Origin of the sequence: Streptomyces sp. NPDC059452, from assembly GCF_042750035.1 — a bacterium.
Taxonomy (GTDB): domain Bacteria; phylum Actinomycetota; class Actinomycetes; order Streptomycetales; family Streptomycetaceae; genus Streptomyces.
The window spans coordinates 23,154-45,290 of sequence record NZ_JBHYVE010000040.1 but is presented as its reverse complement, the minus strand read 5'-3'; the positions used below and the strand labels follow the sequence as shown (position 1 = coordinate 45,290).

The window sequence follows — 22,137 nt, the reverse complement described above, 5'->3', positions numbered from 1 at the left end:
ACGGGAGGGACCGCCGAAAACGCCTCTGGCCAGGGGCGATTGTCAGTGGGGGGCAGTAAAATGGAGGCAGTTCATGAGGGCTCCACCACCCTGCCAGGAGGATGCCGATGGCCGTTGCCGCAGTCACGACCGAGCCGCTCGACCGACAGCTCCCGATGCCCTTCCACCCGCCGCTTCCCGCCCCGCCGGCGAAGAAGCGACTGCCCGCGGGCCGCCCCCGCGAGTGGTACGTCTCGCACAACCGCCGCCTCAAGGCCATGCGCCTGGCGATCGCCCTGCTCGACAGCGGGGTCTACCAGCCTGCCAGCGCCGGGAACCACCGGATACGGACCACCGCCGAGCGCCTGGGCATGCACCCGCCGTCCGACACGACCTGCCGCATGGTCCGCGCCCTGATCCGATACGGCCGCTGACCCCACCCGCCCACCGACGACTCCGTGCCCCCGGTCTGACCGGCCGGGGCACGGGCACACCCGCGCTGACGACGTCAGACGACGTCAGAAGCCGCTGCACGTGGCTGTGGCGAACGTTCCCGATGCCGTGGCCCTGCGCGGTGCGTTGTCGTCCACCGTCACCGAACAGGCGGCTTTCCCGCCGGACTGGCCGAGGGTGACGCTCAGCGAACCTCCCTTGATGAACCCCTTCGTCGTGACCTCCTTGGTCCACGGCAGGCTCCGTGCCGTCTCCTGGTTCGTCGACATGTCGCCGTCCCGCCAGGTGGAGTACGAGATGGCCACGCCCTCGGCCGTGCCCGTCACCTCGTACCGGATCCGGACCGTCCGTTCGCTCTCGTCCGACACGCCCTTGGCGAGCAGGGCGACCACGCCAACGCAGCCGCCGATCAGGAGGAGGACCACCACGAGCAGAACCCAGGGCCATTTGCGTCGCTTCTTCGGAGGCGCGGCGGGGGGACGGCCTGCCCAGCCGCCGTTCGAAGCCCCGTACGGGGACTGTTCACTCATCCTCACAGGCTCCGACGCACCCGTGCCCTCCGCCACCCGGGTGCCCCCGGCCGGAGTAGCAGACCTCCGCGCGGCCGCTACCGGCCGTCCGTACCGCCTTCGCGCACCTCGTCCAGCGATGTCCGCATGATCTCGGTGGCGCGGCCGAACCAGTCGGAGAGTACGGCGATCTCATCGGGGCCGTAGTCGGCGAACAGGGCGGCGAACCGCTGGTAGTTGGGCCCGTACACCTCGAAGAGCCGGGCGGCGGCGGTCTCGTCGGCAACCACCCTGACCCGTCTGCGGTCGGCGGGGTCGCTCTGCCGGCGGGCGTATCCGGCCCGCTCCAGGCGGGTGATGACACCGGTGATGGCGCCGGTGGTGAGGTTGGCGCGCTGGGCGAGCTCACCCGCGGTGGCGGCCGTCCCGGCGCCCTGGGCCTCCAGGACGAAGCCCAGGCAGGTCAGGTCGGTGATGTTGAGCCCGAGTCGGCCCGCGATGTCGTGCTGGGCCACGATGCCCAGCGCCATCAGCCGGTCCATCTGGGCGTGCGCCTGTTCCGGGGTGGCCTTCGCCCGCGGCTTGCCGTCCACGCAGAGAATCCCTTAGCATCTAAGTAACTTAGTTCGTGAGATAAAACCCGTCTCGTTCAGCCTACTGTCCGGGCGGCGGTCCCCAGGGAGAGTCATGAGTGCACACGGCCATGTCGACATGGGCCACACGGTCGCCGGCTGGGCGGGCACGGCGACGGCCGTGGTGGGCTGCACGGTCCTCGGCACGGCGGTGGCGGCGGTCTCCGCCCCCCTGGCCCTCGCGGGCACCGCCATCACGCTCGGGGCGGCACTGCTGACCTGGCTGCTCCACCTCGCGGGCTGGGGCAAACCGAGCGGCCCGCGCCCGGAGAGCGCATGGCCCTGGAGGGTCCGGGACCGCACGGCCCGCCACGGCCACCCCGACTGCCTGGGCTGCCGCCTGGCGGGCCGGGGGAAGCCCTCGCCCGAAAAGGCACCGAGCACCGCGGCGGTTGCGCCTACCCTGACCGGATGACGACCGAGGCGATCACGCGGAAGGGCGGCCCCGGCGCCGTCCGTCGCCCCGGGGCTGGGGGAGCACGGTGAGCGACCTGTGGACCGGCGAGAGGGTACGCCTCCGAGGCATCGAACCATCGGACTGGGAGGGCTTCCGCGCCCTGGCCCTGCACACCGTGGACGCCCGCAACGCCGACGTGGTCGAACCCCCGCGCTCGGACGAGAGCTTCCGCGCCTGGACCGCCGAACGCGCCGGCCGCACCCCGAACCCGTCCGCGTACCACCTGGTCATCGAGACCCGCTTCGAGCACGCCTTCGTCGGCGCGGTATCGGTCGGCGAGACGGACGCCCGCGCCGGCCGCTTCCGTACGGGCATCGAGGTCACCCGGGAACACCGCCGCCAGGGGTACGCGGCCGAGGCCACCGAACTGGTCCTCACCTACATGTTCGCCGAACAGCGCTGCCACAAGTGCGAGGTGGAGGTCTACGCCTTCAACGACGCCTCCCTGGCCCTCTACCGCAGCCTCGGCTTCGTCGAGGAGGGCCGCCTGCGCCAGCACGAGTTCTTCGCGGGCACCTACCACGACGTGGTCCTGCTGGGCATCACGGCGGACGAGTACTGGGCGGGCCGGACGAGGCCTTCGCTGCGCTGACCCACTGACCCACTGACCCACTGAGGACGAGTCGGCTTCCGGCCGCCCCGCCCCTGGAACCAGCCGAAACGCACGGCGCGACGGACACGGAACACGCCCGCCCCTGACACTGCCCTCAGTGCACCGACCGACGGCGCGGGAGGGCCCATGGGCAAGCAGGTCACGTGCGGATCGCTGAAGACGAAGACCGGCAAACCGTGCCGGAACCCGGCGATGGTCGGCTACTCCCGATGCCAACTGCACCGGGGCGAGTGGACACCACGACAGAAGAAGAAGACCAAGAAGCGCTGACTCATACGCGGGCGTACGACTACGCGGGCGTACGACCGGACATGCCGATCCGCCCGACCGGGCAGACAGAAGGACGCCGTGACCAGTTCAGTGCCATGCGGATACGACGAGCAGGGACAGGGCGCCGTCAGACCTGCGTGGGTCCGGCCGCACGAAGGGCCACCACGAGCGCGTCCAAGTCTCCGGTGTAGGCAATGGCCTCTTCGTCGTCGGCCGGAGGGTCGAATCGGGCGAAGAAGTCGTCGAGGGCTTCTGGGGTGACAGTGAGGGCGTTGGCGTCCTCGCGCCGGTTGCGCTCGGCGAGACGCCCCAGCAGCTCTTCCCGGCCGACAGGGAGGTAGACCACGACCGGGTGGCCGCCCGCTTCACGGGCGGCCTGCTGCCAGGCGTCGCGCTCGGCACGCCGCCATAGCCCGTGGTCCAGGACGACATCGTTCCCGGCCTCCAGTTCCTTGACGAGCCGTGCCCGGATCGCCTCGACCACGGGCCGTTCGCGCTCGAAGTAGGTGTGCTCGGGGTAGTCCACGCCGTAACGGCCGTGAAGGCGGTGCACCTCTTCGTCCACGGACAGCCGCGTGTAGCCATGGACGGCCAGGGCTTGGGCAACGGTGGTCTTCCCGGAGCCGGTGAGGCCGGCCAGGAGAACGGCGAGGGACACGCGGTCATCCTTTCCGCGCGGAGCTGTGCGTGGGTGCCTGCATTGTCTCCCATCCTGGGTGGCGCGCGATGTGCGGTCGCCAGCTCCTGACGATGCTGCGTGCCTCACTGGGCCAGTCGAACGGCATGCGGTCCAGACTCACCCGGCGGAAGACGAACAGAGAGTCGCCGATGTCGATCACGCCGCCGTGCCGGTGGACGTGCGACAGGAGCCGGCTCGCCTCGTCGCGTACGGCCGGGGTCTGTTCCTCCCATGTGCCGGTCGAGAAGTGCTCGACCCTGCGGCGGAGGTCGTCCAGAATGCCCGAGCGCCACTTGAAGTGGTGAACCGCGCAGATGCGGTCGGCATCCGGGCGCTGCCCGGGGGCCCTGTGGTTGCCGCCCGCCACGGTGACATCGTGGCGGGCGAGCACGATCTTGCGCGGGTCCCCGTGCAGGAGCCGGTGGGTGAGGTGCCCGCCGAGGGGATAGGCGAGATCCAGTCCGCCTCCGGGCCTCCAGCCGGTCAGGCGCCCGCTCGCGGTGACCCGGTCGAGCAGCAGGCCGCCCACCACACGGTGCCCGGACTTCTCTGCCTGCGCGATCACCTCACTCAGCGGGGCGGGGTACTGCTGGAACTCGTCGGCGTCGGCGAGCAGATGCCAGCCGGGGCCGGCCTGGTGCCGCAGCGCGTCTCTGAGCTGGGTGTTGGTGTGTTCGTGCCAGGGACCGGTGCTGGTGCCGGTGGGGATGATGCCCAGCTCGCGGCTGGCGGCCTGGAGTTCGTGCCGCTGCTGGTCGGGCACGTGCTCGGGGAAGTGGAAGGCGATCAGGAACCGTTCGACGCCCAGCCACCGGTAGTGGCGGACCCAGGCGGCCAGCAGCGGAGGCTCGGTGGGGCCGACGACGGCGATCAGCGTGGGAGAGGTTCTCAGCATGGGGACTTCTCCGTACGGAGTGAGGCGAAGGTGCGGGCGAGGAAGTCGGCCTGCCTGGCGGCCGACCACATCCCCAACAGGTGGGGCGTGTCGATGCCGGGCCGCTCGGGCGGCTGACGGATGACGTTGTGCAGGGCCTCGGCGAGGGCGTCCGGGTCGCCGGCGGCGAAGGCCAGGGCCCAGGCACGGCCGCTCAGGCGGGCGGTGAGACCGGGGTCGTGGTCGGAGACGACCAGGGGTACGCCGAGACGGGCTGCGTCCATGACGAGCCCGGACTCCTTGCCGACGCCGGGGTGGCGGGTGACGAGAGCTGCGTCGGCGGCGGCGTAGACCAGCCGCAGCACCGATTCGCTGACCGGGCCCGGCACCGTATGGAGGCGGACATTCGGCAGGTCACGCCATCGGGCGAGTACAGCTTCGTCGAGCGGGACGCCGGTGACCACCAGGTGCAGCGGCTCCTTCAGCAGAAGCAGGGCGGCGTCGACGACTCCGATGCCCTTGTAGGGCCACCAGCCGCCGACCAAGCACACCGCGGCTTGGCCGGTGGGGATGCCGAATGCGGTACGGCCGCCCTCGCGTTCGGCGTCGGTGAGGCGCCGGCCGTCGTCGACCGCGAAGGCTCGCACCACCACGGGCAGGTCGGGGAAGGCTGCCGTGAACCGATCACCTACCGCCCAGGTTGGGCACACCGCCGTGGCCAGCCTCTCGCCCCGGCGGGCGAGCCGACCGAGGAACCGCACGGCGGCGCCCTCAGTGGTGACTTGTTCGTGGACGAACCGCAGGTGCGGCAGTCCGCCGAGAAGGGCGGCGGCACCGTGCAGGGCCTCGCTCGCGCTCAGGATCACCACCGCCTCAGCACCTGACTCCAGCCGACGGGCGGTCCGCAGGGCCGACGCCTCCGCAAGGCACCGGGCGATGAGGGTGATCTGGTGCGGCACCCGCCGCAGGAAGCGCGGCCGACGGTGCGAGCGGAAGACCCGCAACCCAGCCCGGGAGAGCCCGGCCGCGACCCGGGAGGCGGCCAGGAGAACGGCCGCCTGGTGCCCGGCCGGTGCGGTCACCAGCTGTGCACCGGCCTCGCGCAGCGCCGCCACCGCCTCGCGGGCGATCCCGCGCGGGGCAACTACCAGGCTGCCAGGCCGCGCCTGGGCGAGGGCCACCAGAGTGCGCTGGTGATGCCCGCCCAGGCGGTCGGCGTACGGCTCGATCAGCACCAAGGGGCCGGTCACCCGGCCACCGCCTGGTCCCCGTGGGCAGCGGCGAACCGAGCCCGTAGCCACACGGGGTCGTTGAGATGGCCGAACCGTCCGGAGGCACGAGTGAATTCCTTGGCGAAGGCGACCCCTTCGCGAGCCCCGGCGGCGGCGTACGGAGCGAATTCGCCGCTGCGGCTGTTGGCCCATGCCTCCACCCGCCGACGGGAGTCAGCGTCGGCCATGCCGTACTCGCTGCCGCGAGCGAGCATCGCGCACTCCCGGAATCCTGCCTTCCACGCGTGGAAAGGGCTCTGATCGAACCGCGTGATCCCCGCGATCTGCTGGGCGAACTCGATCTGTCCAGGCAGGGCAGCGAGCACATCCACGGCTTGGCCCATCTCGCGCAGGGCGCTGCGGCGGATCAGTTTGAGCCCGCCGTATCCATAAGCCAGGCCGTTGACCGGGTTGATCGCCCGCCACACCCGCATGGACACCCCCTCGTTCAGGGGCTCCACCGCAGCCACATCGAAGTCAGTGGCAATCGCGAAATCCCCGTCGGCGAGGAGAAACTGTTCGCGGTCCACGACCTCGGCGCACAGCCGGTAGGCCCTGCGCATCCCGTGCACCCCATGCAGGCGCTTGACCGAACCTCCAAGAGTCCGTTGCAGCCGCGCGTGCAGGGCGTCGGCCATCGGCTCGTCGTACGACAGGAAAACGGCGTCGAAAAGCTTCACGACAGGGCCTCCAAGTAGCTTGCGGCGACCCGTGAGGGTGTGAGATCGACGGTGGAGGCGTAAGCGCGCTTGGCGTGCACGGCATGGAACTCATCGTCAGTGGCGAGGCGTTCGGCGAGCTCGACGGCTTCAGCCGCTGTGGTGAAGCACAGCTCGGGGTCGATGTGTTCGGCGAACCAGCCCAGCCGGGGCGCGATGACCGGCAGGCCCATGCCCTGGCAGTCGATCACGCTCATCGACCAGGGGCAGCCGGGGCGGAACGGAGCGACACCGAAGCGGGCGCCGGCCAGCAGGTTCTTGTAACGGAGTCGGTCACCCCGGTCGGACACGAGCTGCACGTGAGGCAGGGCGGCGAGCTGGTCGCGCATCCGCTCGGGGCTGTCGTCCAGGCTCTTCCGCTCCGAGCGGCGCGGCCCGAAGAGATCCATGACCCGTAGCCGGACCGTCCCGGAAGCGGCGAGGTGCCGGGCCAGATCCACGAACTGTTCGGTGCCGTAGTGCGCGTACAGCCGGTGGTTGTAGACACCGATCGAGCCGGCGCGGTACTCGGGCTTGGCATGGGCGGGGTCCCGAACGAGCCGTTCGTCGCGGGGAGCGGGTACGACCCGCAGCTTGTCATCGAGACCCACCGTCATCCGGGCGGCAGCGGCGGACACCCAGGACGCGGCCACTCCTGAGTGGACCAGCACTCGGTCGCAAGCGGCCAACCCGGCGGCGAACGACAACAGTACGGGCCTGCCCATTCCGGCGTCGTTCATGGCGGGGTCGAGCAGGAGCCGCCCCTCGGCAGCGAACGAGAACGGAAGATAGTGGCAGTAGCCGACCAGCAGCGCGTTCGATCCGGCCTCCATCAGGGCGATTCGTAGCGCGGCAGCCTCCTCGATCTGGTTCGCCACCACCACGTCCGGCCGCACTTCCCGGATCAGGCCCACCAGCTCGTCGAGGTCGGACGAGAACCGCGCCCGGTACTTCGTTTCTGGTACCCCGGTCAGGTAGAAACCGCAGCGTTCGTCTCCGACCGCTGCCGGCGCGGCGACGGTCACGCTCGCTCCGGCATCCACCAGGGCCGGAGCGAGCAGGTCGGCGAAGATCCACCCTGAATCCGCGGACAACCGATCAGGGTTGGAGATGTTGAGCAGGTACAGCATGTGCATCGAGTGTTGCCTCCCTCAACTGCCCGGACAGGTTGATCCGGGGTGATGAGGGAAGGAAACCTGCGACACAGGCAGTGACGGGATGATGAACTGGGATCACTCACGGTTCATTCATGCTCACTGACCATTACGCGGGGGCGGGTTCTCAGATGGACACGCAGGGCGAAGAGATCACCGCTGACCAGGCGGCCGAGGACTTCGCAGCAGAAGTGGCACGCTGGCGCGAGGTGCGCGGCATGTCCAAACGGGCTCTGGCCAAGGCGATGGGGTTCGACCCGTCCTACGTCAGCCACGTGGAGTCGGGCCGCCACAAACCCAGCGAGGATTTCGCCCGGCTCGCCGACGAGGCTTTGAACGCGGGGAAGGCCATCTGGCGACGATGGCGTGAGTACGAGAAGGCGCGGGCACGCACCAGCCCCATGTCTTCTTCGCCGGCCCCTCGCCGTCCCGAGCAGCCCTACGCAACCGAATCCGCCCTCGTCGTCGAACACGACGCGGCCTCACTCCACTACGACGGGCACTCCTACCGGCTCACCATGCGCCGATTACTGCGCAACACCGGCACCGAGCCGGTGACCCGCTACCTGATCCGCATCTCCGTCGACCGTTACCCCGGCGACCCCGAGCAGTCCAACGCCCACTACCGAGCCCACCCCCTGACCTGGGACGAACTGGACCTCACCACCACCTGCCGGGGGGAGTCGATGCGGTGGCAGGCGAAGCACGACCGCGATGCCTTCAAGGAAGTGTGGCTGCTCTTCGACAACGACCACGGCCGCTTCCCCCTCTACCCGGGCGAGTCCGTCTGGATCGAGTACGCGTACACCGTGAGCCACGAGAAGTGGGGCAACTGGTTTCAGCGAGCCGTACGACTGCCCACCGAGCAACTGGAAGTCCAACTCGCCTTCCCTGCCGCCCTCGACCCCATCGTCTGGGGTACGGAGACCTCCATGACCGCCGAAGCATCCCCGCTGCGCACCCCACCCATCCGCAGTGACGACGGTGAACAGCGGACTTTCACGTGGATCACGACCACGCCCGCACTGCATGCTCGGTACCGTCTCGAATGGCGGTTCCGGGTACAGCCCGAACCCGAGACGAACCAAGGGGAGTTCAGGTGACGGACATGCGGCCCAGCCAGCGGATGCGAGACCTCGGAGTCGTGCAACAGGGCGCCGCCATCCTCACCGAGCCGGCCCGCGCCTTCGACCTGCCTGCTGAGCGAGACGAAGCCGACCGCGTCGTCGACGAGTTGTTCGCCGCCATGGACCGCATCGGCCGGGTCCACCCTTTCGCCAAGGGCATGGGCCTCGCAGCCCCACAGATCGGCATCAGCCGAGCGGCCGCCGTCGTCCAGCCGCCGGGCGACGGGCCCGCCATCATCCTGCTCAACCCACGGATCACCGAAGGCTCCGACCAAACGGACGAGCATTACGAGGGCTGCCTCAGCTTCTTCGACGTACGGGGCCTCGTACCCCGCCCCGTGAAGATCACGGTTGAGACCACGGCCCATACCGGCGAAACCGTGACCACGATGTACGAGCGCGGCCTCGCACGCCTCATCCACCACGAGATCGACCACCTCGCCGGCCTGCTGTACTCCGCCCGTATGAGGGCTGGAGTCGATCCGATTCCTGTGGAGCTGTACCGGCAGAGCGGGCAGGCATGGGCGTACGACCAGTCGTGAGTTCAAGAAGAGCCCAGGAGGAAGGAGACACAGTGACCAGTTCCGTGCCGTGGCAGGAGCGCTTGTCCTCAGGTACCGAAGCAGTTCAGGATGAAGTGATCCGCTGGTACCAGGAGACGCCCCACGGGCAGGCCTACGTACCGACGATGATCTGGGGAACACTCCAGACAGAGGCGTACGCCACCGTGATCCTGGGGCAGGTCGTCGACTTCCTCGGGGTTCCGAACGACGTTCCCGCAGGGGTGGCCAAGCGGACGCGGCGGCAGCAGGTGCTGTACGACGGCGAGCACCGTTACGACGTCGTCCTCGGGGAGCAGGCCCTCTACACGAACATCGGCGGGCCCGAGGTCATGCGGGATCAGATCGACCGGATCCTGCGTGATATCGACCTGCCCTCACTCGCCCTCGGCATCATCCCTGCCACGGCGCTCGTGGACATGCTTCCTGTCCATGCCTTCAACCTGCACGGGGACGGGGTCCACGTCGAGCTGGTCTCCTCGGCCCTGACCGTCACCGAGCCCGCCGAACTCGGCCTCTACCGGGAGGCGTTCAGTCGGCTGAGCGGCGCTGCTCTGTACGGCGACGACGCCAAGGAACTCCTGCGGAAGGCCCGGTCCTTCTGGAGCGGGGCCGAGGGCGATTGACGGAACGGCACGACCTGGGGGCCGCCCTGGGGGAGGCGGCCCCCAGGTGCCTCAGGCGCCCAGTCAGCGTGCTCTGCGGCGCCGCCGCCGCGGCGCGTCTGTCGTCTGCATGCTTCTGCTCTATCGAGGCTCGCAGCTCCCCGGGAGTCGGCCACGGCGCGCGCCGGTGGATCATACGGTGACAGTTGGCGCAGATGAGGGCGAGATCGCTGAGCTTGGTGCGTAGGACTGTAATTCGCCGGTCGCGATGCCCTGGCGGATCAGCCGCGCGGCCTCGGTCATCTCGTCAGGCCGGGCAAGGAACTCGTGCAGCACCGCGACATCCAGTGCGCCGCCGTTGGTGGGCTTCCCTCGGTAGTCCGGGTGGCGAGTGGCGATGTCGAACGTCTTGCGAGCGACTCCGTTAAAGTTGCGGAACTTCTCGTTGGGAACGCTTCACGCCCCAACTCGTCATGCTCCGCCCGGGCCTTGTGCACGGACTCTCGCATGATCGCTCCTCTTCGCATGGGCGGACCGTAGGGTCGGGCGCCAACAACGTTCCCGGCATCGAACGTGTTGGATGGACCTCGGGCCGCTTCAGAAGCGCGAACGAAGCCGATCGGCAATGCTGTCCGTTTCGGGGATGCTCAATTCATGAACTTCCTGCCAATCGGTACCACCGCCTTCAATTGTCCCGGCCACATGGAAATGGAAATGCGGAATGGCCTGATGTGCATCCACTCCATTGTTTTGCCACACACTGATGCCTGGCCGCTGGTCGACTGCATCGATAGCCGCTGCAGTCCTTCGTAGCAAATCAATTACCGCGTGTGATTCAGCCTCCTGGAGGTCCAAGAGGGTTGGAGCGTGGCGCGTCGTTACCACCAGGGCATGTGAGATTCCGCGCTGTTCCCGCGGTATGAGGACAGCGGCTAGATCCTCCCTGTGAAGGATCGTAAAGGGGCGAGTGCCGTTCAAATAATTACAGAAGGCGCAAGGGTACGCCCCAGGGACTACAAGGTGATTCACTAGGATTTCCTTAGGGATTGCAGGAATTCCTGGAGCTCAAGCATATCGATACGCTTTTCATCCTGCGGTCGAATGACAATGATCAACTCCTCGCACACTCTCTGGCGGCGAGATGCGAAGATGAAAGAGAGGATGAGGAATCGGATTGCGTCCTGGATTGGCAGGATGTTTGACATGCCGGATTGGCCGAGACCGATGATAGGCACGGCGATGGCATCGCCATTGGAGCGAGATCGCACTTCGTCCCAGAGTCTTTCCAGCGATTCCCATAGGATGCTGATGGAAGTCGAGACGTTATTGCTGCCGTCCATGTTGCTGTAGGCGAGGCAAAAGTAATGGACACGGTGACGACGGATGGTGGCAACTGTGCCGATCGCATACCGATCCGAGTTTCCGGGCTTTGATACGCCAAGTTCTACCGGGGTCGTACCGGCTAGCGCCGAGGAGACGTCAGCCCTGAGGGCCGAAACGTCATTCCTGTAGATGCGACTGAGAAACTGCCCTTGCACGCTGTTTTCGGCAATAATCTGTGGGGTTTCGACGTCAAAGAAGTCTGACATGCCGATCACGATATTAGCGTCTTGCTCGAATAGGTCGCCAGTGGCGAGCCTGACTCGTGTGTCTGGTGATGAGTAGTGCTCCTCTACCGGATAAGGCCAGGATCGCCATAGTGCATAGCCGAGGGCGATTGCCGGGATGGCCAGAATCTCTGGTAGGTTGAATTTTCCCAACGTATCCGGTGAGAATATGTCAAACAAGCCGAGGGCGACAGAGAAAATTCCGAGCGCGGCAAATATGTGAATCGATAGGCCGCGCCAAAATCGCTTGTTGCGAAAGTCTCGTGACAGTTGCATTATTAAATCTTCTCGTAGCGTCATGCCTCCATCAGGCGGTACAGTCTGATGTTTTCGCTGGCGAATGCCACGTACGTCTTGTTGCGGTAGCTCATGACTCTCCCCACGCCAACCCAGCAGATGGCCAGAGTGTAGCCAGATCTGCGGCTCGGACACGGCTGAACGGTTGAAGTGGACCAGGGCACGATGAGCGTCCTCTGAGTGGGCTGGTGGACCAGAGAACTACCCGCTGCGACCGATTCCCCACCTACCACTCGCCTGGGAGCCCCACGTCGCTCGCCACGCTCCGGCCGGCACCCGCGAACGGTGCCCCGTCCATTCCGGAGTCTGAGCGCCCCCGCCGGAGGCGGGCTGCCGATCTCTTGGCGGTACCTCCTCGTATCGGCCACGTTCGGCCTGTTCCTAAGGCGGGCCCAGAGCATCGGCAATTGAGCCAGGGGCGGGCTTCATCGCTTCCGGCTGATACGAGGCACGCCCCACAACCGCGTCCACCAGGTGCTGAAGCCCATGGAGGAGCAAGAAGGTCCGGACGCACGCGGCCGAGTTGTTGCTGACGATGGCGACCTTCCGGCCCGAAGCATGGGCTGCTTCGAGCGCAGCCACAGCACCTGAGACAGGCAGACCCGCCGTCCGGACGGCACTTCCTTCGGCTTCGGTCAACTCATCCTCGACTCTCCGCGAAGCAGCCTCCCCACCCTGCGGAGCCGGACGAAGAACCTCCAGCGGATCGTCAGTGCCGTATGCCTTGTCCCCCAGAGAGCGGTCGAACCACATGCGTGCCTGGCTTACTTGCTGAGCACCGCTGGACGACTCCCCCTCGTTCATCGAGCAGTGGAACAGCGTGGCGTCCGCCCCCACGAGGTCATAGATCTCTATGGCTTCCCCTTGTGCGACCACCTTGTTGGGCCGGATCGGGTAGTACCCAAAGAAGGCGTCGTCCTGGTTGATCAGGTAGAGCTTGAAGAACTGCGTGCCGCTGTGGACCCTCACACTGACTTTCGCTTTGCTCACCAGCCCGAGCACGCTGAGTTCATGCATCGTGTCGGTGATGCTCCGAGTGAAGCTCACCATCATGTCGTGCATCCCAGCCCGAAGCCGCGGCAGGCTCACCGGCTACGCCCTCGGAGAGACCTCCGAGACCAACACCCCCTCCTACGACCTGCTGAGGGACATCCTCGCGGTGACACCGGAGAAGGAGCCGCGGCCGTGGAACGACGTAACCGCGTCGACCGCCTCGCCGAACTCCGCCCCGACACCCACGGCCCCTGGGCGGACATGGAGCCCGCTGAACGGGCCGCACACCTGACCACGCTGCTCAAGCCGTACGGGATCAGCACCGGCCAGGTCGGGCGCCGCATCAACGGCAAGACCATCTACCGCATCGGATTCACCCGCGCTCACCTCACCAACAAGGTTGCGGAGCCTGACGGAAAGCGGGATGCGAGCTGCCCTCCCGGGGCCTCTGGCGTTAGATGCCACACCCACCAGCGCCCCACCTGCGAAAACCCCGGAGAAAGGCCCAGGAGGCCCGGGAGGCTCAAAGCACTGCCGCCGCTGCAAGGCCACCGGCCAACGCATCCGGATCGGCCGCCACCTCTGCAACACCGCCGCCCGCCTCCACCGCGACGGCACCCGCTGACCACCCCGTCGCCCGGGGGACCGGCGGTCACCCGCCCTGAGGCGATCCTGACCATGTCAGGCGCTCGCCAGCGTGACCGCCGGTCCAAGCCCCGAACTTGCGAGCACCCGGGGCCCACGCACCCTACCCACCACCCCCGACCAGCCCCAAACGAACCCCTCACCCAAAGCCACTGGACCGCCCTCGCGGCCCCGAAGGTTCGCGAATGTCTCCGTTGCCTTCGCCGCGGCCGTGGACGACGGGATCATCGCCCGGAACGCCTGCCGGGCTGGATCAGTTCGTGCCCCGAAGCTCGACGCCAGGAAGCTCAAGCCCTGGACCCGTGAACGGGCCCTTGCCGTCAGGGAAGGGCTTCCGCAGCTTCCGCAGCAATACAAGGCGATCGTCGTTTTCGCTGCCGGATGCGGCTTGAGGCAAGGGGAGGTCTTCGGATTGGCCGTCGACGAAGTCGACTTCCTCGGAGGAACCGTCCACGTCGTCCGACAGGTCAAGATGGTGGGATCTCCCCTCGTATTCGCTCTGCCCAAGGGCGGCAAGTCGAGGGAGGCGCCCTTGCCGGAAGTAGTCGCCGGAAGTAGTCGCCCGCGTCCTGGCCCGGCACATCACTCAGCGCCCGCCCATCGAGGTCACGCTCTCGTGAAAGACGCCCGATGGGTTCGTCTCCGCCGGCGTCATCCCGGATCGTCTGCCGGGGGAGAGGTTCAAGCAGTCGCGAGAGCACGGTATGCACGCGCTTCGGCCCGGCCGCCGAGGACGGCGAGGACGGCGACGGCGACGGCGGAGCAGTGCCCGTCGCGGTGTGACGGAAGCAGAAAAGGCCGTCGGCCGCACCCCCGGAGGGATACGGCCGACGGCCCACAGACGGCCCAGGTGAGAGGAGAAGCCCTCTGACCTGTGGCGGTCCTAGATGTCGAAGTACAGCTCGAACTCGTGCGGGTGCGGGCGCAGCTGGATCGGGGCGATCTCGTGCGTGCGCTTGTAGTCGATCCAGGTCTCGATCAGGTCCGACGTGAAGACGCCGCCCGCCTGGAGGTACTCGTTGTCCGCCTCCAGTGCGTCGAGCACGGCGGGGAGGGACGTCGGGACCTGCTGGACGTTGGCGTGCTCCTCGGGGGCCAGCTCGTAGAGGTCCTTGTCGATCGGCTCGGCGGGCTCGATCTTGTTCTTGACGCCGTCCAGGCCCGCCATCAGCAGCGCCGAGAAGGCGAGGTACGGGTTGGAGGACGGGTCCGGGGCGCGGAACTCGACGCGCTTGGCCTTCGGGTTCGAGCCGGTGATCGGGATGCGCATCGCGGCGGAGCGGTTGCGCTGCGAGTACACCATGTTGACCGGGGCCTCGAAGCCGGGGACCAGGCGGTGGTAGGAGTTCACCGTCGGGTTGGTGAAGGCCAGCAGAGACGGGGCGTGCTTCAGGATGCCGCCGATGTAGTAGCGCGCCATGTCCGACAGGCCCGCGTAGCCCGCCTCGTCGTAGAAGAGCGGCGAGCCGCCCTGCCACAGCGACTGGTGGACGTGCATGCCCGAGCCGTTGTCACCGAAGATCGGCTTCGGCATGAAGGTCGCGGTCTTGCCGTTGCGCCAGGCGACGTTCTTCACGATGTACTTGAAGAGCATCAGGTCGTCGGCCGCGGCGAGCAGCGTGTTGAACTTGTAGTTGATCTCGGCCTGGCCGGCGGTGCCGACCTCGTGGTGCTGGCGCTCGACCTGGAGGCCGTTCTTGTCCAGCTCCAGGGAGATCTCCGCACGCAGGTCGGCGAAGTGGTCCACCGGCGGGACCGGGAAGTAGCCGCCCTTGTAGCGGACCTTGTAACCGCGGTTGTTCTCCTCCGCCCCGGTGTTCCAGGCGCCGGCCTCGGAGTCGATGTGGTAGAAGCTCTCGTTCGCCGACGTCTGGAAGCGGACGTTGTCGAAGACGTAGAACTCGGCCTCCGGGCCGAAGTACGCGGTGTCCGCGAAGCCCGTCGAGGCCAGGTACGCCTCGGCCTTCTTGGCGATGTTGCGCGGGTCGCGGCTGTACTGCTCGCCCGTGATCGGGTCGTGGATGAAGAAGTTGATGTTGACGGTCTTGTCACGGCGGAACGGGTCCACCCGAGCCGTCGACAGGTCGGCACGCAGCGCCATGTCGGACTCGTGGATCGCCTGGAATCCGCGGATCGACGAACCGTCGAAGGCGAGTTCCTCGGCCGGGTCGAAGGTCGCTGCCGGGATCGTGAAGTGCTGCATCACCCCGGGCAGGTCACAGAACCGGACATCGATGAACTTGACGTCGTTGTCCGCTACGTACTTCTGCACTTCGTCGGCGTTCTGGAACATCCAACTCCTCCTACTCCCGGCCCGCGAGGGACGGGGTTGTAGCTCGTGGTGCGGCCAGTGCGGTGGCACACGCTGGACCCGACCATAGGCAGGCGTGGTTTCTCAAGCATGACCCATTTGTTTCGCCCAAGTTAACCGGGGCGGGGTCGGGCGGCATCTCAGCGGCTGCCTCCGTGCGGCTGTTTCCGTGCCCCACCCGGTTCCGTTCCCCGCCCGGTTCCGTTCCCCACTCGGTTCCGTGCCCCGCCCGGCCGGAGCCAGACACGGGCGCAGTACCGTGGACGGGTGGACAACAGGCAAGCAATCGGATCGTGGCTCTCGGGGCCCCGCGCGGCCGCCGAGGAGATGGGCGCCGACTTCGGCTACCGCGGCGAGCGGCTCGGGCTGCCCGAGGGGGGGCCGGGGGCCATCGCGCCGCTCGGCCGTCGTTTCGGGGCCCTCTTCATCGACTGGTCGCTCTGCATGGTGATCGCATACGGGCTGCTCGCCCGCGGTGACCAGCAGGCGGCGGGGAACTGGGCGCTCGGCATCTTCCTGCTCATGAGCGCTCTCACCGTCGGTACCGTCGGCTGCACCCCCGGCAAGCGCCTCCTGGGACTGCGCGTGGTGTCCGAGGGCGGCGGCCGTCTCGGCTTCGGGCGGGTCCTCGTACGGACCGTCCTGCTCCTCCTCGTCATCCCCGCCCTCGTCTGGGACCGCGACGGGCGCGGCCTCCACGACCGGCTCGGCCGCGCCGTACAGGTCCGGATGTGATCTCTCCCGTGGAGACCCTGGAGAACGCTCACCTGTAGGGACCCTGAAGACGCCCACCCGTAGAAGCTCTGGAGAACGCAGCGGCCCCGGACCATTCATCGGTCCGGGGCCGTCTCCGCGTATGTCGTACGTCGTGTACGTCCGCGTACGTGTCCGGCTGAGGTCAGCGCATCTTTCCGCCGCGCGGCATCCGCATGCCCTTGGGCATCGGGCCCTTCGGCAGCGGCATGTTGCTCATCAGGTCGCCCATCGCGCGCAGCCGGTCGTTGGTGGTGGTCACCTGCGGGCCGGTCAGGACGCGGGGGAGCTTCAGCATCTTGGTGCGGACCTTCTTCAGGGGCACCTGGCCCTCGCCGTTGCCGACGATGATGTCGTGGACCGGGACGTCCACCACGATGCGGGCCATCTTCTTCTTCTCGGACGCCAGCAGGCCCTTCACCCGGTTCGGGTTGCCCTCGGCGACCAGGACGATGCCGGCCTTGCCCACGGAGCGGTGTACGACGTCCTGGCTGCGGTTCATCGCCACCGCGGGGGTCGTGGTCCAGCCGCGGCCGATCCGGTCCAGGACGGCGGCCGCCGCTCCGGGCTGGCCCTCCATCTGCCCGAAGGCCGCTCGTTCGGCTCGTCGTCCGAAGATGATCGCCATCGCGAGGACGGCCAGGACGAAGCCCAGGATGCCCAGGTAGACCGGGTGACCGATCACGAAGCCGATGCCGAGGAGAACACCGAACGTGGCGATTCCCACACCCGCGACGATGAGCCCGATCTTGCTGTCGGACCGCCTGGTCATCTTGTAGGTCAGGGCGATCTGCTTGAGCCGCCCTGCGTTCTCGGCGCTGTCCGCGCCTTCGGTTTTTGCCTTCCTCGCCATGTACCGAAGTTTACGTGGCGTGGAAGCGACCTAGGAACGGTGGTCGGCCACCGCATCCGGTACGTACGGGGACTCCACCCGGTCCTTGGCCCGGCGGCGGTCCTCCAGGACGGCCGTCCAGGCGTTGCGGCGGGCGGTGCGCTGGCCGCCGCTCAGCAGCAGCGACTCGACGGCGCGCAGGGCGGTGGTGACGGACGGAAGTGCGTGGGCGCGGACCGGTGCGGCCTGCATGGTGTCTCCCCCTCGGAGTGGATGCGCCACGGGGCGCGGACTGAGTACGGGAAGCGGTGACGGCGGCGCCGTGGGAGCTGCCGCCGCACGTGTACCTAGGGTCACTGTCTGGTGTTACCAGTGCGTGACCGGCCGGTCAAACACCAATGAACCCTTCATTCCGACCCCTCGCACGCCGAAGCGGCCCGTACGCGTCCCTCACCTGCGGTGAGCGTACGAGCCGCCTCGGTCATGCGGTTACTGATCGGTACCGCCAGGTGAGCGGACTCACACGGCCTGGGCCGCCGGCACGCTTCCCGCGACCGCGCCGCGCGCCTCCATCGCCTGCTGGAAGAGACGCCCCGCGCGGTACGAGGACCGCACCAGCGGACCCGACATCACACCGGAGTAGCCGATCGCGTCGGCCTCGTCCTTCAGCTCGACGAACTCCATCGGCTTCACCCAGCGCTCGACCGGGTGGTGCCGTACGGAGGGGCGCAGGTACTGCGTAATCGTGATGAGCTCGCAACCCGCGTCGTACAGGTCCTGGAGCGCCTCGCTGACTTCCTCGCGGGTCTCGCCCATGCCGAGGATCAGGTTCGACTTGGTGATCAGACCGGCCTCGCGGGCCCGCGTGATGACCTCCAGGGACCGCTCGTAGCGGAAACCGGGGCGGATGCGCTTGAAGATCCGCGGCACCGTCTCCACGTTGTGCGCGAGCACCTCCGGGCGCGAGGAGAAGACCTCGGCGAGCTGCCCGGGCTCCGCGTTGAAGTCGGGGATCAGCAGCTCGACCTTGGTCGCGCCCGCCTCCCGCTCGGCGGTCAGCGTGTGGATCTGGCGCACGGTCTCCGCGTACAGCCAGGCACCGCCGTCCTCCAGGTCGTCGCGGGCGACGCCGGTGATGGTGGCGTAGTTCAGGTCCATCGTGACGACGGACTCGCCGACCCGGCGGGGCTCGTCACGGTCCAGCGCCTGCGGCTTGCCCGTGTCGATCTGGCAGAAGTCACAGCGCCGCGTGCACTGGTCGCCGCCGATGAGGAAGGTGGCCTCGCGGTCCTCCCAGCACTCGAAGATGTTGGGACAGCCCGCCTCCTGGCAGACCGTGTGCAGTCCCTCGCCCTTCACGAGCGTCTGCAGCTGCTTGTACTCGGGGCCCATCTTCGCCCGCGTTTTGATCCACTCGGGCTTGCGCTCGATGGGGGTCTGGCTGTTCCGGACCTCCAGGCGCAGCATCTTGCGCCCGTCGGGTGCGACAGCGGACACTCCGGCTCCCCTTTGCTCTCTGCTGCGTTGGATTCGCGTCGGGTTCGCGTGGGATGACGCGAGCGATGCGCGAGGGATTCGCTTTCGATTCTTCGGCCAACCCCAGGGTACGCCCCCACATCGAACGGCCTTACGTCTGGCCAACCTGCGGCCGACGGGGCCTATTCCCCGGCTGGGCTACTGACTGGTACGGCCGGGGCTCCTCACGCCGGGGCCGACGCCTTCGGCTGCCCGGCAGACTGCTCGACCGACGGCCTGACAGGCTGACCGGCCGACTCTTCGACCGACGGCCTGACAGGCTGCCCGGCCGGCTCCTCGACCGGTCGACCCGCCGACTGCCCGGCCGGCCGTTCGATCACGCGGGGCGCGAGCTCCGCGTTCTCCAGGATGTCCCGCAGGTGCTTCTCGGCGACCGGCAGCACCTCCTCGATGGTGATCTCCCGGCCCAGCTCGTTCGAGAGGGACGTGACCCCCGCGTCCCGGATGCCGCACGGCACGATCCGGTCGAACCAGGTGTTGTCCGGGTTCACGTTCAGCGCGAAGCCGTGCATCGTCACGCCCTTGGCGACCCGGATGCCGATCGCGGCCAGCTTGCGGTCCTCGCGGCGCTGGCCCGCGTTGGACGGAGCGTACTCGGGGCCGTTCAGCCGCGGGTCGAACTCCTCGTCCTGGAGCCTGGGGTCGAAGTCCAGCGAGAGCCCGCCGAGCATCTGCCGCTGCTCGACCGGGTCGCCGAGCACCCAGACCCCGCTGCGGCCCTCGACCCGCGAGGTCTCCACCCCGAAGTCGGCGGCCGTACGGATCAGCGCGTCCTCCAGGCGGCGGACGTGCGCGACCACGTCGACCGGGCGCGGCAGCTTCTGGATGGGGTAGCCGACGAGCTGCCCCGGGCCGTGCCAGGTGATCTTCCCGCCCCGGTCCACATCGATGACCGGGGTGCCGTCCAGCGGCCGCTCGCTGTCGGCGGTACGACGGCCGGCCGTGTAGACGGGCGGGTGCTCCAGCAGCAGGCAGGTGTCCGGTACCAGGTCCTCGAACCGGGCCGCGTGCACCTCACGCTGCTTCTGCCATGCCTCCTGGTACTCGACCGCCTCGTCACCGAAGCCCAGACGGACGAACCGCAGCTCGCTCACGACAGATGCCTCCCTACGTCGGGCGCCGTGTGCCCCGAGGGGTGTCCCCGGGATGACGGCACCCTGCACTGATCGCGCCCGCAACCACTGTACGACCGTCACCCGGCCGGCCCACCGGCAGGGCGAGAGGGCATGGGCATGGGCATCGGCACGCCGCCGTCAGCTCTGTCCACAATCCTCACACGATCGGATGAACGTGGAGCAAAGGGTGTCTCCGACCGCCCCGCCGGACGCTAAATTCGCGCCGTTCCCCAGGGGCTGCCCGGGCCCCCGAAGGCAGGAGACCGTACAGCTGATGTCGGAACGACCCCCGCAGCGCACGCCCAACCGCCGCCTCGCCTCACTCATCGCGGAAGCCGGGTTCTCCCACGCGGGCCTCGCCCGCCGGGTCGATCAGCTCGGCCTCGAACACGGACTGGACCTGCGGTACGACAAGACCTCGGTCACCCGCTGGCTGCGGGGGCAGCAGCCGCGCGGCACCACCCCCGCCCTGATCGCCGAGGTCTTCACCCGGCGGCTCGGGCGGCGGCTCTCCGCGCAGGACCTGGGGCTGGACGCCTGTGCGCCCGTCTACGCGGGGCTGGAGTTCGCGGCCACCCCCGCCGAGGCCGTCGACATCGTCAGCGGCCTGTGGCGCAAGGACTCCGGCACCCACACCGAGCTCCGCAAGATCGCCTTCACCCCCGCCGGTCTCGTCGTCCCCAGCCGGGACTGGCTGATCGGCCGCGCCGACGAGTGGGTGGCACGCGACGGCGGTGCGGACCGGCCGCCCGTCCCGCCGCACCGCAGGCCGGGCGCCGCCGGTACAGCCGGTGGTGTTCCCGGCCGTACGGAACAGGGCCGCGCGGAACAGGGCCGCAGGGACCTGGGCCGTACGGAACTGGGTCGTACGGAACCTGGCCGCGCGGAACCGATCCGTGCCGATCAGGGCCGTACCGAACCAGGCCGTACGGACGGGGCCCTGCGCTCCGACCTCCGGGGCGTGCCCCGCCCCGGAGCCTCCGGCGGCCTTCTGCGCCCGGCCGGACGCCCTGCCCCGGGCGCCGCGCCGCCCTCCCCGGGGGAACCCTCCGGCGCCGCCCTGTCCGCCCCCGGAGCGGTGTCCGGTACGGGGACGGGGGCGCTGCCCGTCGTCCCGCGCCAGCGGCAGACCGAGCGCGGCCCCGGCCAGCGGGTCAGCGGCGGGGACGTCGCCGCGCTGCGCTCGGTCGGCGAGCTCTTCCGCACCCTCGACCACACCTACGGCGGCGGCCACGCCCGCCAGGCCCTCGTGCGGTATCTGGAGCACGAGGCCGAGCCGATGCTCCGGGGGAGTTACGGCGAGACCACCGGGCGCCGCCTCTTCGCCGCGGTCGCCGACCTGACCCGGCTGGCCGGCTGGACCTCGTTCGACATCGCCGCCCACGGCCTCGCCCAGCGGTACTTCGTCCAGGCGCTGCGGCTCGCCCAGGCCGCCGGGGACCGGGGGTACGGGGCGTACGTCCTGGTCACCATGAGCCGCCAGGCCGTCTACCTCGGCCACGGCAGGGAGGCCGTCCAGCTCGCCCGCGTCGCCCAGCAGGGCATCGGCTCCGCCGCCCCGCCCCTCGTCCAGGCCCTGCTGCACTCGGTCGAGGCGCGCGGCCACGGCATCCTCGGCGAGGCGCGGGCCTGCACCGCCGCGCTGACCCGGGCCGAACACGCCCTGGAGGTGGCCCGTCCGGGGGACGAGGCACCGCACTGGGCCCGCCTCTTCGACGAGGCCCAGCTCGCCCACGAGCTCGGCCACTGCCACCGGGACCTCCAGCAGTACCGGGCCGCCGCCCAGCACGCGGAGCGCTCGCTCCAACTGCGCGCCCCGGCGTACGCCCGCAGCCGGCTGTTCTGCCGGGTGGTGCTCGCCTCCGCCCGGCTGGGCCTCGGCGAGCTGGACCAGGCGTGCCAGCTGGGGGCCGAGGCGGCCCAGCAGGCGTCGGAGATGCGCTCGGTCCGGGCCGCCGAGTACGTACGCGCTTTCGAGCGCAGCCTGGAGCCGTACCGGGACGCCGCCGCCGTACGGGGTTACCGCGACCGGGTCGCGGCGCTGGGCTGAGACGGAGACGGCCGGGGGGGGGGGGGGCCCCCCCCCCCGGGGGGGCCCCCCCCCCCCCCCCCCCCCCCCCCCCCCCCCCCCCCCCCCCCCCCCCCCCCCCCCGCGCGGCCCCCCCCC

Annotated in this window: 25 protein-coding genes; 10 read left to right on the top strand and 15 right to left on the bottom strand. The window is 68.8% G+C overall.

Annotated elements, in window-relative coordinates:
* The first annotated feature begins 107 nt into the window (after positions 1 to 107).
* Positions 108 to 413, top strand: coding sequence for a hypothetical protein (locus ACFW9Z_RS33330; RefSeq protein ID WP_384646819.1), 306 nt, complete (start codon positions 108 to 110; stop codon positions 411 to 413).
* 84 nt (positions 414 to 497) lie between these two features.
* Here the strand turns inward: ACFW9Z_RS33330 and ACFW9Z_RS33325 are convergent, their stop codons facing one another.
* Complete coding sequence (locus tag ACFW9Z_RS33325) at positions 498 to 962, bottom strand: hypothetical protein (protein ID WP_384646817.1); 465 nt, start codon at positions 960 to 962, stop codon at positions 498 to 500.
* A 77-nt stretch (positions 963 to 1,039) separates the two neighbouring features.
* The gene (locus ACFW9Z_RS33320; RefSeq protein ID WP_384646815.1) at positions 1,040 to 1,534 is read right to left on the bottom strand and encodes a MarR family winged helix-turn-helix transcriptional regulator; all 495 of its coding nucleotides are present in this window, start codon (positions 1,532 to 1,534) and stop codon (positions 1,040 to 1,042) included.
* Positions 1,535 to 1,628: 94 nt separating this feature from the next.
* Here ACFW9Z_RS33320 and ACFW9Z_RS33315 point away from each other — a divergent pair, with 94 nt between their 5' ends.
* The 3 genes from ACFW9Z_RS33315 to ACFW9Z_RS33305 all read left to right on the top strand — a co-directional run bounded on the left by ACFW9Z_RS33315 (position 1,629) and on the right by ACFW9Z_RS33305 (position 2,913).
* Complete coding sequence (locus ACFW9Z_RS33315) at positions 1,629 to 1,988, top strand: HGxxPAAW family protein (protein ID WP_384646813.1); 360 nt, start codon at positions 1,629 to 1,631, stop codon at positions 1,986 to 1,988.
* Positions 1,989 to 2,055: 67 nt separating this feature from the next.
* Positions 2,056 to 2,622 (top strand): GNAT family N-acetyltransferase, encoded by a 567-nt coding sequence (locus ACFW9Z_RS33310; RefSeq protein WP_384646811.1) that lies wholly within the window; start codon positions 2,056 to 2,058, stop codon positions 2,620 to 2,622.
* A gap of 147 nt (positions 2,623 to 2,769) precedes the next feature.
* Positions 2,770 to 2,913 carry an HGGxSTG domain-containing protein gene (locus tag ACFW9Z_RS33305; RefSeq protein WP_384646809.1) on the top strand — a complete coding sequence of 48 codons (144 nt, stop codon included), beginning with the start codon at positions 2,770 to 2,772 and terminating at the stop codon, positions 2,911 to 2,913.
* A 127-nt stretch (positions 2,914 to 3,040) separates the two neighbouring features.
* Here the strand turns inward: ACFW9Z_RS33305 and ACFW9Z_RS33300 are convergent, their stop codons facing one another.
* Genes ACFW9Z_RS33300 through ACFW9Z_RS33280 form a run of 5 tightly spaced genes read right to left on the bottom strand, consistent with a single transcriptional unit; the run spans position 3,041 to position 7,571 of the window.
* Complete coding sequence (locus tag ACFW9Z_RS33300; protein ID WP_384646806.1) at positions 3,041 to 3,571, bottom strand: AAA family ATPase; 531 nt, start codon at positions 3,569 to 3,571, stop codon at positions 3,041 to 3,043.
* A 4-nt stretch (positions 3,572 to 3,575) separates the two neighbouring features.
* Positions 3,576 to 4,487 carry a glycosyltransferase family 2 protein gene (locus ACFW9Z_RS33295; protein WP_384646804.1) on the bottom strand — a complete coding sequence of 304 codons (912 nt, stop codon included), beginning with the start codon at positions 4,485 to 4,487 and terminating at the stop codon, positions 3,576 to 3,578.
* Positions 4,481 to 5,716, bottom strand: a complete 1,236-nt coding sequence (locus ACFW9Z_RS33290; protein WP_384646801.1) for a glycosyltransferase — start codon at positions 5,714 to 5,716, stop codon at positions 4,481 to 4,483. Before ACFW9Z_RS33290 ends, ACFW9Z_RS33295 begins: the two co-directional genes overlap by 7 nt.
* Positions 5,713 to 6,417, bottom strand: coding sequence for a hypothetical protein (locus ACFW9Z_RS33285; protein WP_384646799.1), 705 nt, complete (start codon positions 6,415 to 6,417; stop codon positions 5,713 to 5,715). The genes ACFW9Z_RS33290 and ACFW9Z_RS33285 overlap by 4 nt, the downstream gene beginning before the upstream one ends.
* Positions 6,414 to 7,571, bottom strand: a complete 1,158-nt coding sequence (locus tag ACFW9Z_RS33280; RefSeq protein WP_384646796.1) for a glycosyltransferase family 1 protein — start codon at positions 7,569 to 7,571, stop codon at positions 6,414 to 6,416. Before ACFW9Z_RS33280 ends, ACFW9Z_RS33285 begins: the two co-directional genes overlap by 4 nt.
* A 113-nt stretch (positions 7,572 to 7,684) precedes the next feature.
* Between ACFW9Z_RS33280 and ACFW9Z_RS33275 the strand changes: the two genes are divergently transcribed.
* Genes ACFW9Z_RS33275 through ACFW9Z_RS33265 form a run of 3 tightly spaced genes read left to right on the top strand, consistent with a single transcriptional unit; the run spans position 7,685 to position 9,902 of the window.
* Positions 7,685 to 8,692: a multiprotein-bridging factor 1 family protein gene (locus ACFW9Z_RS33275; protein WP_384646794.1), complete on the top strand. Its 1,008-nt coding sequence runs from the start codon at positions 7,685 to 7,687 to the stop codon at positions 8,690 to 8,692.
* Between the two features lie 5 nt (positions 8,693 to 8,697).
* Complete coding sequence (locus tag ACFW9Z_RS33270) at positions 8,698 to 9,258, top strand: peptide deformylase (protein ID WP_384646841.1); 561 nt, start codon at positions 8,698 to 8,700, stop codon at positions 9,256 to 9,258.
* Positions 9,237 to 9,902: a DUF5753 domain-containing protein gene (locus ACFW9Z_RS33265; protein ID WP_384646792.1), complete on the top strand. Its 666-nt coding sequence runs from the start codon at positions 9,237 to 9,239 to the stop codon at positions 9,900 to 9,902. Before ACFW9Z_RS33270 ends, ACFW9Z_RS33265 begins: the two co-directional genes overlap by 22 nt.
* Positions 9,903 to 10,478: 576 nt before the next feature.
* Here ACFW9Z_RS33265 and ACFW9Z_RS33260 read toward each other — a convergent pair.
* From ACFW9Z_RS33260 to ACFW9Z_RS33250, 3 genes are all read right to left on the bottom strand, one after another.
* Complete coding sequence (locus tag ACFW9Z_RS33260; protein WP_384646789.1) at positions 10,479 to 10,910, bottom strand: HIT family protein; 432 nt, start codon at positions 10,908 to 10,910, stop codon at positions 10,479 to 10,481.
* Positions 10,910 to 11,920 (bottom strand): macro domain-containing protein, encoded by a 1,011-nt coding sequence (locus tag ACFW9Z_RS33255; RefSeq protein WP_384646786.1) that lies wholly within the window; start codon positions 11,918 to 11,920, stop codon positions 10,910 to 10,912. The genes ACFW9Z_RS33260 and ACFW9Z_RS33255 overlap by 1 nt, the downstream gene beginning before the upstream one ends.
* 246 nt (positions 11,921 to 12,166) lie before the next feature.
* A complete protein-coding gene (locus ACFW9Z_RS33250) occupies positions 12,167 to 12,838 on the bottom strand; it encodes an HAD hydrolase-like protein (protein ID WP_384646783.1) in 672 nt (223 codons plus the stop codon).
* On the opposite strand from ACFW9Z_RS33250, the gene ACFW9Z_RS33245 reads away from it, so the two are divergent.
* Positions 12,837 to 13,070, top strand: coding sequence for a hypothetical protein (locus ACFW9Z_RS33245; RefSeq protein WP_384646781.1), 234 nt, complete (start codon positions 12,837 to 12,839; stop codon positions 13,068 to 13,070). The two genes, ACFW9Z_RS33250 and ACFW9Z_RS33245, sit on opposite strands and share 2 nt — an antisense overlap.
* 1,236 nt (positions 13,071 to 14,306) lie before the next feature.
* On the opposite strand, the gene glnA is transcribed toward ACFW9Z_RS33245, so the two are convergent.
* A complete protein-coding gene (gene glnA, locus ACFW9Z_RS33240) occupies positions 14,307 to 15,716 on the bottom strand; it encodes a type I glutamate--ammonia ligase (protein WP_384646779.1) in 1,410 nt (469 codons plus the stop codon).
* 345 nt (positions 15,717 to 16,061) lie between these two features.
* On the opposite strand from glnA, the gene ACFW9Z_RS33235 reads away from it, so the two are divergent.
* Complete coding sequence (locus ACFW9Z_RS33235) at positions 16,062 to 16,469, top strand: RDD family protein (protein ID WP_384646838.1); 408 nt, start codon at positions 16,062 to 16,064, stop codon at positions 16,467 to 16,469.
* Between the two features lie 163 nt (positions 16,470 to 16,632).
* Here ACFW9Z_RS33235 and ACFW9Z_RS33230 read toward each other — a convergent pair whose 3' ends face one another.
* From ACFW9Z_RS33230 to lipB, 4 genes are all read right to left on the bottom strand, one after another.
* Positions 16,633 to 17,340 (bottom strand): DUF4191 domain-containing protein, encoded by a 708-nt coding sequence (locus tag ACFW9Z_RS33230; RefSeq protein ID WP_384646777.1) that lies wholly within the window; start codon positions 17,338 to 17,340, stop codon positions 16,633 to 16,635.
* A 30-nt stretch (positions 17,341 to 17,370) separates the two neighbouring features.
* The gene (locus ACFW9Z_RS33225) at positions 17,371 to 17,571 is read right to left on the bottom strand and encodes a hypothetical protein (RefSeq protein ID WP_364784965.1); all 201 of its coding nucleotides are present in this window, start codon (positions 17,569 to 17,571) and stop codon (positions 17,371 to 17,373) included.
* A gap of 267 nt (positions 17,572 to 17,838) precedes the next feature.
* Complete coding sequence (gene lipA / locus ACFW9Z_RS33220) at positions 17,839 to 18,816, bottom strand: lipoyl synthase (RefSeq protein ID WP_384646775.1); 978 nt, start codon at positions 18,814 to 18,816, stop codon at positions 17,839 to 17,841.
* A 203-nt stretch (positions 18,817 to 19,019) separates the two neighbouring features.
* Complete coding sequence (gene lipB, locus ACFW9Z_RS33215) at positions 19,020 to 19,949, bottom strand: lipoyl(octanoyl) transferase LipB (RefSeq protein ID WP_384646773.1); 930 nt, start codon at positions 19,947 to 19,949, stop codon at positions 19,020 to 19,022.
* Positions 19,950 to 20,244: 295 nt separating this feature from the next.
* Between lipB and ACFW9Z_RS33210 the strand changes: the two genes are divergently transcribed.
* Positions 20,245 to 22,020, top strand: a complete 1,776-nt coding sequence (locus ACFW9Z_RS33210; RefSeq protein ID WP_384646771.1) for a regulator — start codon at positions 20,245 to 20,247, stop codon at positions 22,018 to 22,020.
* Positions 22,021 to 22,137 lie beyond the last annotated feature (117 nt).